14 protein-coding genes are annotated in these 13,292 nt (G+C 73.3%); 6 read left to right on the top strand and 8 right to left on the bottom strand.

What is annotated here, in order from left to right:
• Both CRP29_RS17345 and CRP29_RS17340 read right to left on the bottom strand, forming a co-directional pair.
• Entirely contained in the window at positions 1-351 is a 351-nt protein-coding gene (locus CRP29_RS17345; RefSeq protein WP_097196294.1) for a DUF3817 domain-containing protein, read from the bottom strand.
• Positions 341-706 carry a metalloprotease gene (locus CRP29_RS17340; RefSeq protein ID WP_097196293.1) on the bottom strand — a complete coding sequence of 122 codons (366 nt, stop codon included), beginning with the start codon at positions 704-706 and terminating at the stop codon, positions 341-343. The genes CRP29_RS17345 and CRP29_RS17340 overlap by 11 nt, the downstream gene beginning before the upstream one ends.
• Positions 707-937: 231 nt before the next feature.
• On the opposite strand from CRP29_RS17340, the gene ctaC reads away from it, so the two are divergent.
• Positions 938-1,825 (top strand): aa3-type cytochrome oxidase subunit II, encoded by an 888-nt coding sequence (ctaC, locus tag CRP29_RS17335; RefSeq protein ID WP_097196292.1) that lies wholly within the window; start codon positions 938-940, stop codon positions 1,823-1,825.
• A 51-nt stretch (positions 1,826-1,876) separates the two neighbouring features.
• Positions 1,877-2,281 (top strand): cytochrome c oxidase subunit 4, encoded by a 405-nt coding sequence (locus CRP29_RS17330; protein ID WP_097196291.1) that lies wholly within the window; start codon positions 1,877-1,879, stop codon positions 2,279-2,281.
• Between the two features lie 581 nt (positions 2,282-2,862).
• Here the strand turns inward: CRP29_RS17330 and qcrB are convergent.
• The 4 genes from qcrB to ctaE are packed head-to-tail and all read right to left on the bottom strand — an operon-like array spanning position 2,863 to position 7,109.
• The gene (gene qcrB / locus CRP29_RS17325) at positions 2,863-4,524 is read right to left on the bottom strand and encodes a cytochrome bc1 complex cytochrome b subunit (RefSeq protein ID WP_097196290.1); all 1,662 of its coding nucleotides are present in this window, start codon (positions 4,522-4,524) and stop codon (positions 2,863-2,865) included.
• Positions 4,524-5,636, bottom strand: a complete 1,113-nt coding sequence (qcrA, locus tag CRP29_RS17320) for a cytochrome bc1 complex Rieske iron-sulfur subunit (protein ID WP_097196289.1) — start codon at positions 5,634-5,636, stop codon at positions 4,524-4,526. Before qcrA ends, qcrB begins: the two co-directional genes overlap by 1 nt.
• A complete protein-coding gene (gene qcrC, locus CRP29_RS17315; RefSeq protein WP_176523018.1) occupies positions 5,633-6,484 on the bottom strand; it encodes a cytochrome bc1 complex diheme cytochrome c subunit in 852 nt (283 codons plus the stop codon). The genes qcrA and qcrC overlap by 4 nt, the downstream gene beginning before the upstream one ends.
• 7 nt (positions 6,485-6,491) lie before the next feature.
• Positions 6,492-7,109, bottom strand: a complete 618-nt coding sequence (gene ctaE, locus CRP29_RS17310) for an aa3-type cytochrome oxidase subunit III (protein ID WP_097196288.1) — start codon at positions 7,107-7,109, stop codon at positions 6,492-6,494.
• A gap of 135 nt (positions 7,110-7,244) precedes the next feature.
• Between ctaE and CRP29_RS17305 the strand changes: the two genes are divergently transcribed.
• Positions 7,245-7,670, top strand: a complete 426-nt coding sequence (locus tag CRP29_RS17305; RefSeq protein WP_097196287.1) for a response regulator — start codon at positions 7,245-7,247, stop codon at positions 7,668-7,670.
• A gap of 7 nt (positions 7,671-7,677) precedes the next feature.
• Positions 7,678-8,745 (top strand): anthranilate phosphoribosyltransferase, encoded by a 1,068-nt coding sequence (trpD, locus tag CRP29_RS17300; protein WP_097196286.1) that lies wholly within the window; start codon positions 7,678-7,680, stop codon positions 8,743-8,745.
• A gap of 15 nt (positions 8,746-8,760) precedes the next feature.
• Here trpD and CRP29_RS17295 read toward each other — a convergent pair whose 3' ends face one another.
• Positions 8,761-9,048: an Lrp/AsnC family transcriptional regulator gene (locus CRP29_RS17295; protein ID WP_091985632.1), complete on the bottom strand. Its 288-nt coding sequence runs from the start codon at positions 9,046-9,048 to the stop codon at positions 8,761-8,763.
• The gene (locus CRP29_RS17290; protein ID WP_217991641.1) at positions 9,045-10,865 is read right to left on the bottom strand and encodes a DEDD exonuclease domain-containing protein; all 1,821 of its coding nucleotides are present in this window, start codon (positions 10,863-10,865) and stop codon (positions 9,045-9,047) included. Before CRP29_RS17290 ends, CRP29_RS17295 begins: the two co-directional genes overlap by 4 nt.
• Before the next feature lie 183 nt (positions 10,866-11,048).
• Between CRP29_RS17290 and CRP29_RS17285 the strand changes: the two genes are divergently transcribed.
• The gene (locus CRP29_RS17285; RefSeq protein ID WP_217991640.1) at positions 11,049-12,773 is read left to right on the top strand and encodes a D-alanyl-D-alanine carboxypeptidase family protein; all 1,725 of its coding nucleotides are present in this window, start codon (positions 11,049-11,051) and stop codon (positions 12,771-12,773) included.
• Positions 12,774-12,833: 60 nt separating this feature from the next.
• The gene (locus tag CRP29_RS17280; RefSeq protein ID WP_097196284.1) at positions 12,834-13,157 is read left to right on the top strand and encodes a hypothetical protein; all 324 of its coding nucleotides are present in this window, start codon (positions 12,834-12,836) and stop codon (positions 13,155-13,157) included.
• Positions 13,158-13,292: the final 135 nt, after the last annotated feature.

Raw genomic sequence — 13,292 nt, 5'->3', positions numbered from 1 at the left:
TCAGACCTGCTGGCCGGCGCGCATCTTCGCCGTCGCGCGGCGCTCGGCGACGAAGGAGAGCACCGGCACCGTGCCGGCGATCACCGTCAGCAGGAAGCCCTTGAGGGTCCACTTCGCGCGCAGCGCGAGGTCGACCGCCGACAGGAAGAACAGACCGTAGAGCCAGCCGTGCGCGGTGCCCAGGACCGTCGAGGGCCCGGGGACGTCGGCCAGGTGGTTCAGCGGCACGGCGACGAAGATCAGCGCGATGAGCAGGACGCCGACGACGGTCGCCATGACCCGGTAGCGGAGCAGGGCCTGGGCGATGGCCTCGTCCGAGGTGCGGGACGAGGCCGTGCGCTCACCGACCATGATCGGCCCGCTGCCCGAGGGCCTTCTCGTTGAGCTCGGCGAGGTAGGCGTTGTAGGCGGCCAGTTCGGGGTCGCCGGTGGCGTCGATGCGCGGCCGCTGGTAGAGCACCACGGCGTTGCCCGGGACGTCGTCGTCCGGGTTCCGGTGCAGCTCCTCGCGGGCCATGCGCACGTAGAACCAGAGCCCCATGACGCCGTAGAGCGGCCACTGCAGCGCGTAGCTCCAGTTGACCGCGCCGCCGCCGTCCTCGGCCTTGGTGAGCTGCCAGAACCCGAGGAACCAGGTGGCGACGAAGAGCGCGGCCACCAGCAGGTGGAGGAGCACCCACTTGGGGGTCAGCAGGCGGTACCACACGCCACGACTCTAACCGGCTCGCCCGATCCGGCCCCCGACGCGACGGGCGTGATCGGCCACAGTCGCCGCGACCCGCCGGGAACGCGTCTCCGGTGGTCAGCCGCCGAGCGCCGTCGGCTAGTCTCGACACACACTGAGATCGGCGTGGACGCCGCCTGCCGAAACCGGCTCGCGGCCCCGCCGGGAGGACCGTCCGGGCGCACCGGACGGAGGACGAGGAGGCAACGAGCAGTGGCTCGAGGCAGCAGGCTCGCGCGGCTGGCCGCGCTCGGTCTCCTGGGGGTGTTGACCCTCACGGGGTGCGACATGCCCAACAACGAGTTCTGGCGGTTCGGCTGGCCCGAGGGCATCACCGACGAGGCCGAGTCGATGCGTGAGCTGTGGACCGGTTCGGTCATCGCAGCCCTCGTCGTCGGCGTCCTGGTCTGGGGGCTGATCCTCTACTCGGTCGTCGCCCACCGGAAGCGCAGCGACGAGCTGCCGCGGCAGACGGCGTACAACCTGCCGCTGGAGATCGCCTACACGATCGCGCCGTTCCTGATCATCGCCGCGCTGTTCTTCTTCACCGTGGTGACGCAGAACGAGGTGCAGGAGCGCAGCGACACCCCGGACGAGACGATCGCGGTCAACGCCTTCAAGTGGAACTGGCAGTTCGTCTACCCGGAGACCACGGGCACCGACGGCGAGCCGGTGAACACGATCGGCAGCAGCAGTGAGATCCCGATCCTGGTCCTGCCGACCGACCGCTCGATCCGCTTCGAGGTCGCCTCGGCCGACGTCATCCACTCGTTCTGGGTGCCGGAGTTCCTCTTCAAGCTCGACGTCATCCCCGGCAACGACAACGGCCGCGACAACGTCTTCGAGGTGACCGTCCGCGAGGAGGGCGCCTACGTGGGCCGCTGCGCCGAGCTGTGCGGGACCTACCACGCGTACATGAACTTCGAGGTGCGCGCGGTCTCCGGGGACGACTACGACGCCTACCTCGCGGCGCGCGAGGAGGGGCTGGACACCTTCGAGGCCCTCGAGGAGATCGGTCAGCCGGGCGCCTCGACGACCACGACGCCGCTGGAGCTCTTCCAGGCCAAGAACGACGACGAGCAGCAGTCGAGCAATGGCTGACCGCCGCACGGCCCCGGCCCCCACCGCCACGACGCCTGAGGAGGCACGACCGTGAAGGTCGAGGCGCTGATCTTCAACATCATCGCGTTCTTCTGCATCGCCGCAGGCGTGGTCTACGGCGTGTGGGCGAGGGAGCCGATCGGCACCACGGCGCTGATCCTCTCCGCCGGCCTGACCGGCATGGTCGGCATGTTCTTCTGGTTCGTGTCGCGGCGCATCGACGCCCGCCCCGAGGACCGCAAGGACGCCGAGATGGCCGACGGCGCCGGCGAGCTCGGCTTCTTCAGCCCGGCCAGCTACTGGCCGCTGGGCATCGCCCTGTCGGTCGGTCTGACCGCCCTGGGGCTGTCGTTCTTCTACTACTGGCTGATCGCGATGGGCGCCGTCGCCGTCCTCCTCACGGTCGGCGGGCTGCTCTTCGAGTACTACGTGGGGCAGAACGCCACGCAGAGCTGAGCTCCACCCACCACGGTCCGAGGGCCCCTTCCGCTGCGGCGGGAGGGGCCCTCGGCCGGTCCGGCGCGACGGACGTCCGGGCACCGAGCCCCTGACCCGGAGCCGGTGGGCCGCTGTGGGGGTGGTTCTCGTGCTGGGGGAGTGCTGCGCAGGCCCCTCGAGCGTGAGTGGGCCTCCGGAAGCCCGACGGCGCGCTGAGTAGGGGCCCGGCACACGAGCCGGTGGTTGATGTGCGGCCCCCAGGGGGCGGGCGGCTCTGTGGGTGGCTCTCGTGCTGGGGGAGGGCTGCCGGAGCCCCAGCGCGAGAGGACCGCCCCCACGGCAGGCCGGCGGTGGTGGGCCGCCGCCGGGGTCAGTGGTTGCCGGCCATGGAGGGGTCGCCATGCGCGTAGACGCCGGCGCTGCACCTGGGGCCCGGCCGACGACCTGCGCTGCACGGCGCGGACCCAGAGGCGGTGCGGCAACGGGCAGCGGGTAGCGGGGCGGTGCGGCGTCGTCCTGGCATGCAGCGGGGCGCCGGAATGCAGCAGGGCCCCGGTGGACGGATCCACCGGGGCCCTGCTGTTCGTGCGTTGCCGACGTCAGTCGCGCGGCTCCTGCGGGCGCCCACCCTCGGACGGGCGGCCGGAGGAGCTGAGCTCGCGGTTCTCGCCGGCGGCCAGCCCGCGGCCCTCGGCACGCTGCTCCAGCTCGACCTGCGAGGGCTCCTCGATCGGCTTGAAGAAGCCGCGGATGGCCCGTCGGGCGCCACCCACCTGGTTCATCTTCTTCGGCACCGGCGCACCGCCGTACGCGAGCGTGCCGTGGCCGTGCTCGTCCACCGGGCCGAGGGGCTGGTGGACCTCGATGAACTCACCGTGCGGCAGGCGCCGGATGACACCGGTCTCGATGCCGTGCTCCAGCACCTCGCGGTCGTGCATCTGCAGACCCAGGCAGATGCGGTAGGTGAGCATGTAGACCAGCGGCGGGAGGACGATCACGCCGAGCCGGCCGAACCAGGTCATCGCGTTCAGGCTCACGTCGAACTTGTCCGCGAAGACGTCGTTCCCACCGGAGAGCATCAGGACGCCGTAGAAGGTCAGCCCCATCATGCCCAGCGAGGTCCGCACCGGGACGTCCCGGGGGCGCTGCAGCAGGTGGTGGGACGCCGTGTCCCCGCTGAGCTTCCGCTCGATCATCGGGTAGAGCGCCAGCACCGTGAACATCGCACCCGCGACCACGACGGTCGGCCAGAACAGCGCCGGGATCGTGTAGTCGCCGGGGAGGTTGATGTCCCACGCCGGGAAGATTCGCGTCGAACCGTCCAGGAAGAGGACGTACCAGTCGGGCTGCGACCCCGAGGAGACCTGCGCGGGGTTGTACGGCCCCCACAGCCACACCGGGTTGATCTGCACGAGACCGCCCAGCGCGGCGATGACGCCGAACACGATGAACAGCAGGCCGGTCGCCTTCGCCGCGAAGGTCGGGAAGAGCCGGTTGCCGACGACGTTGTGCTCGGTGCGGCCGGGGCCGGCGAACTGCGTGTGCTTCTGCTTGACCAGGAGCAGCAGGTGCACCGCGATCAGGGCCAGCAGGATCGCCGGGATGATCAGCACGTGCGCGATGTAGAAGCGCCCGATGATCAGCTCGCCGACGAACTCACCACCGAAGACCGCCCAGTGCGCCCAGGTGCCGATGACAGGGACGGACAGGATGATCGCGCTGATGATGCGGAGCCCGGTGCCCGAGAGCAGGTCGTCGGGGAGGGTGTAGCCGGTGACGCCCATGAGCAGGGCCAGCACCAGCATGACCACGCCGATGATCCAGTTGGTCTCCCGCGGCCGGCGGAACGCGCCGGTGAAGAAGATGCGCAGCAGGTGGATCACGATCGAGGCGACGAACAGCAGCGCGGACCAGTGGTGGACCTGGCGCATGAAGAGGCCGCCGCGGACGTCGAACGACAGGTTCAGCGCCGAGTCGTACGCGGCCGACATCTCGACCCCGCGCAGCGGGGCGTACGAGCCCTCGTAGACGACCTCGCGCAGCGAGGGGTCGAAGAAGAACGTCAGGTACGTGCCGGACAGCAGCGCGATGAGGAACGAGTAGAGCGCGATCTCACCGAGCAGGAAAGACCAGTGGTCGGGGAAGACCTTGTTCAGCGTCCGGCGCAGGGGGCCGGCGACGATCAGGCGGTCGTCGATCTCGTACGCCTGCTTGCCGAGCCGGGTCGTCGGAGCTCCCGGGGCCGTGGCGGTAGCTGCCATCAGATGCGCTCCCGGTTCCAGTACGTGGGGCCTACGGCCTCAGGGTAGTCGCCGCGGGCGACGAAGAAGCCCTCGTCGTCGACCGTGATCGGCAGCTGGGGCAGGGACCGCGTCGCCGGGCCGAAGACCGGCTTGGCGCCCTGGGTGACGTCGAACTGCGACTGGTGGCACGGGCAGAGGATCCGGCTGGTCTCCTGCTCGTACAGCGACACCGGGCAGCCGGCGTGGGTGCAGATCTTGGAGAACGCGACGTAGTCGCCGTAGCCGAAGTCGCCCTGGCCCTCGCGCGGCGCCTCCTGCTCGCGCTGCTCCGGACGGAGCCGGATGAGCATCGTGGCGGCGTCGGACTGGCGGTTGCCGCCGGGAACGGCCGGGAAGACCGTCTCGAGCGAGCCGGGCTCCTGGTCGCCGGGGCGGATCGGGCTGCCGTCGTTGCGCACCAGGCGAACGCCCTCGGCCCAGGCGGTGCGGCCGAGCGGGTTGCCCTTGTTCGGGTTGTTGATCAGGCCGCCGAGGGGCATGAGCAGCATGAGGCCGAGGCCGCCACCCATGAAGCCGAGCGAGCGGGTGATCAGCTTGCGACGGGCCAGCCCGCTGTTGTGCAGACCGCCGACCAGCGTCGCGCCGGTGGTGACCCGGTCGAAGTGCGAGCCGTCGTGCTTGTCCTGGACGGCCGTCTCGTGCGGCAGCAGCTTCTTGCTGAAGAGCACGAGGCCCACGCCGACGAGCGCGAGCGCCAGACCCATGGTCGCGCCCAGCAGGGGCGTGAAGAAGGCGCTGAAGTCGCTCCCCGAGACGCTCCACTGCCAGTCGGGGAAGAACCAGCCCGCCCCGACGTAGACGACGACGAAGGCCAGCGCGGACAGCCCGGCGAGCGTGAAGGTCAGGCCGACCTGGCGGATCGCCCGCCGCTCCATCGGTGAGCCCGGCTCGGGGCCCGGGTCGACGTGCAGGATCTGCACGCCGTCGTACCGGGCACCCAGGCGGTCGAGGTCCTCCCGCGGCATGGCCGCGAGCTGCTCGGGGGTGTAGTCGTCGTCCGGGCCGCCGTGCAGCGGGCCGGCCGTGTCCGCGCCACCGGTCGAGCCGGGGCGGGTGTCGTGCGTCGTCACGCCTTGCTCCCCATCCAGAAGATGCCGAACATCAGTACGCCGATGCCGACCACCCAGATGACCAGGCCCTCGGCCACGGGGCCGACGCGGCCGATGCCGGCGCCGCCCGGGTCGGCCTGCTCGCCGATCGTCTGGACGTAGTTGATGATCGAGCGCTTCTCTTCCGACGTGAGCTGGTTGTCGCCGAACACCGGCATGTTCTCCGGGCCGGTCAGCATCGCCGTGTAGATCTCGAGGTCGGTGGAGTCGTTGAGGCTCGGCGCCGCCTTGCCGGACGAGAGCGCACCGCCTTCGCCGACGAAGTTGTGGCACGAGGCGCAGTTCAGCCGGAAGAGCTCGCCGCCCTCGGCGATGTCACCGTCGCGGAGGTCACCCGACGGGAGGGTCGGGCCGCCGCCGTTGGCCTGGACGTAGGCCATCAGCTGGTCGATCTCCTCGTCGGAGAAGACCGCGGGCTTGGCCGCGGCGTCGGCCTCCTGGCGCACGAGGGGCATGCGCCCGGTGTGGACCTGGAAGTAGACCGACGCCTCGCCGACGCCGATCAGCGAGGGGCCCCGGTCGGGGACGCCCTCGAGGTTCTCACCGTGGCAGGAGATGCAGCTGCGCTCGTACAGCTCGCGGCCGGCCGCCTCGGCGGCCGACTCGCTGCTGCTGTCGGCCGGGGCCGCCTGCGCGGGGCTGAAGACCGAGTAGAGCGCGCCGGTGAGGACCAGGCTCGCCATGAGCCCGGCCACGTTGGCGACCCGGCGGCGGTGCTTGCTGCGGCGGCGCGCCCGGGCGCGGGCGACCGGCGAGGCGGTCGCGGCGTCGGACGGTGCGGCGTCGGACTGCGGGTGCGTGGTGGACACCGTTCCCCTAGCGGATCAGGTAGATCGTGGCGAAGAGCCCGACCCACACGACGTCGACGAAGTGCCAGTAGTAGGAGACCACGATCGCCGCGGTCGCCTGTGCCGGCGTGAAGCGGCCCATGGTGGACCGGATGAGCAGGTAGACGAACGCGACCAGCCCACCGATGACGTGCAACGCGTGGAACCCGGTGGTGATGTAGAAGACCGAGCCGTACGTCGACGACGAGATGGACGTGCCGTGCTCGGTCACCAGGACGCGGTACTCGTTCATCTGGGCCACGACGAAGATCAGGCCCATCACGAACGTGATCGTGAACCAGCGCCGCAGGCCGTAGACGTTGCCGCTCTCGGCCGCGAAGACACCGAACTGACACGTCACCGAGGACAGCACCAGGATGATGGTGAAGACCGTGGCGTACGGCAGGTTCAGCTCTGTCGGCTCTGGCGGCCACCCTTCGGCGCCGGCCCGGGATCGGGCGGTGAAGTACATGGCGAACAGGCCGGCGAAGAACATCAGCTCACTCGAGAGCCAGATGATCGTGCCGACGCTGACCATGTTCGGTCGGGTCAGGGAGTGCACCCGCGAAGGGTCGAAGGTGCTGCTCGCCACGGGGGCCGTTGTCACCCGGTCATCATGGCATCGGCCGAGACTCGTGACGACCTCGGGTCGGCCCGGCGTGGCGCGCGCCGGGATCGTCCCCGGAGCGGGCGGCGGCCGTCCTCACCAGCGGACCCGGGCCGAACCACTAGGCTCGCCCGCGTGAGCACAGCCGGAACCCCCGACGCACCGGCCACCGTGCTGGTCTACAGCTCCCGAGCCGAGACCCGCGAGGCGGTGCGCACCGCGGTCGGGCGCCGTCCCGCCCCGGATGTCGGCCCCCTCACCTGGATCGAGTGCGCCACCGGCGAGGAGGTCGTCGCGGCCGTCGACGCCGGGGGTGTCGCGCTGTGCATCCTGGACGGCGAGTCGCAGCCGACCGGGGGGCTGGCGCTGGCCCGGCAGCTCGACCAGGAGGTGCCCGACCGCCCGGCCGTGTGCGTCCTCATCGCCCGGCAGCCCGATCGCTGGCTGGCGCACTGGTCCCGCGCCGAGGGCACCCTCCCGTTGCCCGTCGACCCGCTGACCGCGCCGGGGCTCGTCGCGGACCTGCTGCGCAGCTCCGTCCGTCGTCCCGCGGTCCGGTGATCCCGCGGTGACCACCGCTCCTGCCGCCCGGCCGTCCTGGCCGGGCCTGCTCAACCGGCTGCTCGCCTCCCAGGACCTCACCGCGGAGGACACCGCCTGGGCGATGCGCGAGGTGATGACCGGGGAGGCGACGCCGGCCCAGGTCGCCGGCTTCGCCGTCGCGCTCCGGGCCAAGGGCGCCTCGGCGCAGGAGGTCTCCGGTCTGGCCGCCGAGATGCTCGCCCAGGCGACGCCGGTCTCGCTCCCGCTGGCGTGCGTGGACATCGTGGGCACCGGTGGCGACGGCGCGCACACGGTGAACATCTCCTCGATGGCGTCGGTCGTCACCGCCGCTGCCGGGGCGCCGGTCGCCAAGCACGGCGGGCGGGCGGCGTCGTCCTCCTCCGGGGCGGCGGACGTGCTCGAGGAGCTGGGCGTCGTCATCGATCTGCCGGCGGCCGGGGTCGCGCGCTGCGTCCAGGAAGCCGGCATCGGCTTCTTCTTCGCGCCGGTGTTCCACCCCGGCATGCGGCACGCCGGCGCACCCCGCCGGGAACTGGGCATCGCCACGGTCTTCAACTTCCTCGGCCCGCTCACCAACCCGGCGCGGCCGGTGGCCGCCGCCATCGGCTGCGCCGACCGCGCCATGGCGCCGGTCCTGGCGGAGGTCCTGGCCGCCCGGGGCGCCCGGGCCGTGGTGTTCCGCGGTGACGACGGGCTCGACGAGCTGACGACGGCGACGACGTCGTCGGCCTGGGTCGTGCGCGACGGCGCCGTCGTCCCCGACCGGGTGGACCCCGCGGCGCTGGGCATCCCGGCGTCGGGGCCCGACGCGCTGCGCGGCGGGTCGCCGGCCTTCAACGCCGACGTGTTCCGCCGGGTGATGGACGGGGAGCAGGGCCCCGTCCGCGACGCCGTCCTGCTCAACGCGGCGGCGGCGCTCGCGGCCTTCGACGAGCACTCCACCGGACTGCACGACGGGCTCGCCGCCGGGCTGGAGCGCGCCGCGGCCGCGGTCGACGAGGGCCGCGCGGCCGCTCAGCTGGAGCGCTGGGTGTCGGTCAGCCGGGCGGTACGGGACGGCCTCGCCGGCTGACCGGCGCGGCCGGGCTCAGTCGGCCGACTCGAACCCGATGGCGAACGCCGCCTCGAGGTCGTGGCGGGAGTAGGCCCGGAAGGCGATGTGCGTCTCGGTCTCGAGCACGCCGGGCACCTTGTTGATCCGGCCGGCGATCACCTCGGCGACCTGCTCGAACTCGCGCACGCGGACGAGGGCGATCAGATCGACCTCGCCGGCGGTGGAGTAGACCTCGCTCACGCCGTCGAGGTCGGCGATCGCCGCGGCCACCTCGGGGATCGAATCGGTGGCGGCGTCGATCATCACGATGGCGGTGATCACGCCGGCGATGCTAGCGGTGGCCGGCCGCCGGCGCCCACGCCCGCCGTGATCCGGTCCGGGCGGGCACGGGTCCCCAGTGACCGGCCGTCGGCGAACGGGTCGCGGCCGGCTCCACTGCCGTCGGCCATCGCGAGGAAGCGGCTGAAGGCGCCGGTGCCGGGGGCGGGGCTGGCGAGGGTGCCGTCGAGCTCGACCAGCCGGGTGCCCGGCTTCTCCATCCAGCGGAGCACCAGCTCGGTCTCGTCGACGGACGCGGCGATCTCCCCGTCGGGTCCGAGCAGGGTCTCGGCGGTGCCGAGCAGGCCGGCCAGCGTCGCGCGGACCGACGCCCCCCGCGGCGCGACCCCGGCGGACACCAGCCGCCCGCGGCGGACGACGGACAGCTCCCAGCCGCCCGCGCCGTCCGGACGGGCCAGGACCAGCTCCGGGACGGCGGCGAGCGACTCCAGCCGCTGACGCCGCCGGACCGCCCTCAGCAGCACCGCGATGCGGTCCCGGAGGACCGCGGCGTCCTCGTAGCGCTCCTCGGCCGCCAGCCGGTCGACCCGGTCCAGCAGCGGGGCCACCAGCGCGCCCGGATCGCAGGCGACCGCCGCCCGGAGGACCGCCGCGACGTCGGCGTACTCGGCGACGGACTGGGAGCCCGTGCAGGGCGCTCCGCACCGCCCCATGTCGAACAGCGCGCACGCCGAGCCGGCCGGCGCCCGCGCCGGGATGCGGGCGGTGCACTGCCGCAGGGGCAGGGACTCGTGCACGGCCGCGACGGCGGCGTCGGCGGCCCGCCGGTCGGGGAAGGGACCGAGGAACACCCCCGCGCCGGGGCGGACGCGGCGCACCACCGAGAGCCGGGGGAAGGGCTCGTCGGTGAGCCGCACCCACAGGGCCCGTTCGGGGAAGCGGGACCGGCGGTTGTACCGGGGTTTGTGCTCGGCGATCAGCCGCAGCTCGCGGACCGCGGCCTCCAGCGCGTGCGCGCACGGGATCGCGTCCACCCGGGATGCGAGGGCCACCATCTCGGTGATCCGGCTGCGCTGCTCGCCGGCGGTGAAGTAGCTGCGCACCCGGGTGCGCAGGTCGGTCGACGTCCCCACGTAGAGCGGCTCGTCGCGCGGCCCGCGGAAGAGGTAGACGCCCGGGCCGGAGGGGACGGTGTCGGCCAGGTGCCGCTTGCGCCGCCGCTCCGGGTCGATCTGCCGGGTCAGGCCGGTGAGCTCCTCGAGCGAGGAGACGCCCAGCGGCCCCAGCCGCTCGAACAGGCCGTGCAGCACGTCGACGGTGGCCCGCGCGTCGTCCAGCGCGCGGTGCGTCGGGGAGGTGGTGGCGCGGAAGAACGGTGCGAGCGTGCCCAGCTTGCAGTTGGGCACCTCGTCGCGGGTGAGCAGCCGCCGGGCGAGCACCGCGGTGTCCACCGACGCCGCCGCCGGCCACAGGATGCCGTTCTGCGCGCACGCCGCCTTGAGGAAGCCGAGGTCGAACGGGGCGTTGTGCGCCACCAGCACCGCTCCGCGGGCGAACTCGAGGAACGCCGGCAGCACCGTCCCGATCCGCGGCGCCGCGGCGACCATCGCCGTCGTGATCCCGGTGAGCACGCTGATGTAGGGCGGGATCTCCTGGCCGGGGTCGACCAGCGTCTGGAACTCCCCGAGGACGGCGCCGCCGCGGACCTTGACCGCGCCGATCTCGGTGATCGCGCAGTCCTTGGGGGAGCCGCCGGTCGTCTCGAGGTCGACCACGACGAAGGTGACCTCCGCCAGCGGGGTGCCCAGTTCCTCGATCGTGCCCTGCACGTAGTGCGGGAGGGTGGGGGAGGAGCTCACGGGGCGGACGGTAGGTCGGGGTGCTGACAGTCCCGGGGTGCCGCGCCGACCGGGATCCGGGCCGCAGCTGCCGGCGGGGTCGCCCGCGCGGGCGGTTCCGAGCCGCTCACCTGGCGCTTCGCCCGTGCGCGGGACAACATTCCTGCGGTGGGCGACGCTGCCCAGATCCGCAGAGGTGGTCCGATGTCCCCGCGCTCCCCGTGGCGCTCGCGCGTGCTCGTCGCACCGTTCGTGGTCCTGGCGTTGCTCGGCACGGCGGCCCCGGCGGCGGCGGCGCCCAGCGACCAGCCCGGAGGCACCTCCGGCGTCCTCGACAGCCGGGCGCTGGACCGCCTCCAGCAGCGCGCGTCCGAGGTCCAGCAGGGCCTGCAGGAGCAGCAGGGCGAGGTGGCCGCGGCCCGGGACGCGCTGGCCGAGGCGGAGCGCGCCGTCGCCGACGCCGAGGCGGTGCTCGGCGACGCCGAGGGCGAGCTGGCGGGGTACCAGCGGGTCGTCGCCCAGTACGCCTCGGCCGTGTACCGGGACGGCGGGGCGCTGTCGCCGCTCACCCTGTTGCTCAGCGGTGGCGCCCCCGGCGAGGTGGTCGCGGCGCTGAGCTTCCTGGACGTCGTGGACCGGCACGCCGCGACGGTGATCGGCACCGCCGAGGCGCAGCGCCGGGCTGCCGTGGAGCAGCAGCGCGCGGCGACCGAGGCGCTCGAGCAGGCGCGCGCCCGCGCCGCCGAGGTCGGCGCCCGGGCCGCCGAGCTGGAGGCCGCGGCCTCGGCGGTGACCGACGAGCTGGACGAGGCGCTGGGCGCGGTGGACCGCCAGCTGGCGCAGCTGCAGGCCGAGCAGGTCGAGGTCAACGACCGGACGGCGGCCAGCTGGCGGGGGTACCTCGACCAGCTGACCGCGGCGGGGATCGTGCCGCCGCCCGCGTCCGCGCTGCGCGAGCCGGCGGCGGGGCTCCCCGAACGCCTCGTGCCGGTCGGCGCGGCCGGCGGGGGCGCCCAGCGCGGCGCGGCCCAGCTGCCCGGCCAGCCCGCCTCGCTGCTCGTGCTGCCCGCGGAGACGCTCACCGCGGTGACCGCCGCCATGGAGGCCCTGGGGCTGCCCTACGCGCCGGGCACGGCCGGTCCGGAGTCCTGGAGCTGCGGCTCGCTGGTCCAGTCGGTCTACGGGCGGGCCGGGGTCGCGCTCCCGGGGAACCAGGCCGAGCTGTTCGCCGTCACGACGCCGGTCGCGCCCGTCGACGTGCTGCCCGGCGACCTCGTGTTCCTGGGCACGCCGGAGGCGGGGCTCGGGCACGTGGGCATCGCGCTGGACGCGCGGACCATGCTCGCGGCCGACGCCCGGGCCGGCGCCGTGGTCGTGCGCACGCTGCCGGCCGAGCAGGTCGTGGGGGTGGGCCGGCCGAGCCTCGGCCAGCGTCCGCCGGTGGCCGGCCCCGGTCCGACCGGGGGAGCGCTGCGGATGGAGTGCGGCAACAGCGTCTACCCGCCCAGCTTCGACGGTGCGCGCCAGTGGGGCGGCTATCCCAACGGGCTGATCCCGCCCAGTGCGATGTGCCCCCTGGGCGCGGCCGGGCACTCGCTGCGCTGCGACGCCGCGGCGGCCTACCGGGCGATGTCCGCGGCGTACGCCACCGCGTTCGGCGGCCCGATCTGCATCACCGACTCCTACCGGACCTACGCCGGCCAGGTGAAGCTCTACGGCGAGAAGCCGGCCCTGGCCGCCGTCCCGGGGACGAGCAACCACGGCTGGGGGCTGGCCGTGGACCTGTGCGGGGGCATCCAGACGTTCGGGACGGCGCAGTACTCGTGGATGGTCGCCAACGCCGGCCGTTTCGGCTTCCTGCACCCCACGTGGGCCGATCCGGGCAACGGCCGCGAGGAGCCCTGGCACTGGGAGTACGCCGGGAGCTGAGGCCCGGGCGGAATTGTCGGTGGCCGCTCCTACCGTGCGCATGACTCACGGAGGAGAGACATGCTCATCGACTGCGACACCTGCACGCTCCGGGGCACCGGCTGCGCCGACTGCGTCGTCACCGTGCTGCTCGGCGCCCCGCCCGGTTGGCAGGGGGTGGATCCCGTCGTCGTGCCGATGGCGGGTCGCCCCCGGACGCCCGAGCCGTTCCCGGCGGCGGAGGACGTCGTGCTCCCACCGCCCGGCGTGGTGGTGGAGTTCGACGACGTCGAGCGCCGCGCGGTGCGGGCGTTGGCGGAGTACGGCCTCGTACCGCCCCTGCGGCACCGCGGGGCGCCCGAGGCCGGCGGGGGCGGTGCGGCGTCCGGGCGGCGCACCGGCTGAGCGCTTTCTCACGGGCACCGGAAGCAGCGGAGCGTGCTTGTACCCCTACGCAGCGCGGTGATCGGGGAGGCGCGCGGCACGGAGAGCGATTCTCGTCATACGTTTACCGGCCGCTTCCATTTGTCACGGCAACAT

The sequence above is a fragment of the Blastococcus aggregatus genome (genome assembly GCF_900221005.1).
GTDB lineage: Bacteria > Actinomycetota > Actinomycetes > Mycobacteriales > Geodermatophilaceae > Blastococcus > Blastococcus aggregatus.
Note: the sequence above shows the minus strand (reverse complement) of the source record. Positions and strands in the feature narration are given on the sequence as shown.

What these genes read in the sequence shown, in the direction of transcription:
- CRP29_RS17285 (WP_217991640.1), top strand. Translation starts at nt 11,049, where the DNA reads ATGTCCCCGCGCTCCCCGTGGCGCTCGCGCGTGCTCGTCGCACCGTTC.
- qcrB (WP_097196290.1), bottom strand. Translation starts at nt 4,524, where the DNA reads ATGGCAGCTACCGCCACGGCCCCGGGAGCTCCGACGACCCGGCTCGGC.
- CRP29_RS17345 (WP_097196294.1), bottom strand. Translation starts at nt 351, where the DNA reads ATGGTCGGTGAGCGCACGGCCTCGTCCCGCACCTCGGACGAGGCCATC.
- CRP29_RS17280 (WP_097196284.1), top strand. Translation starts at nt 12,834, where the DNA reads ATGCTCATCGACTGCGACACCTGCACGCTCCGGGGCACCGGCTGCGCC.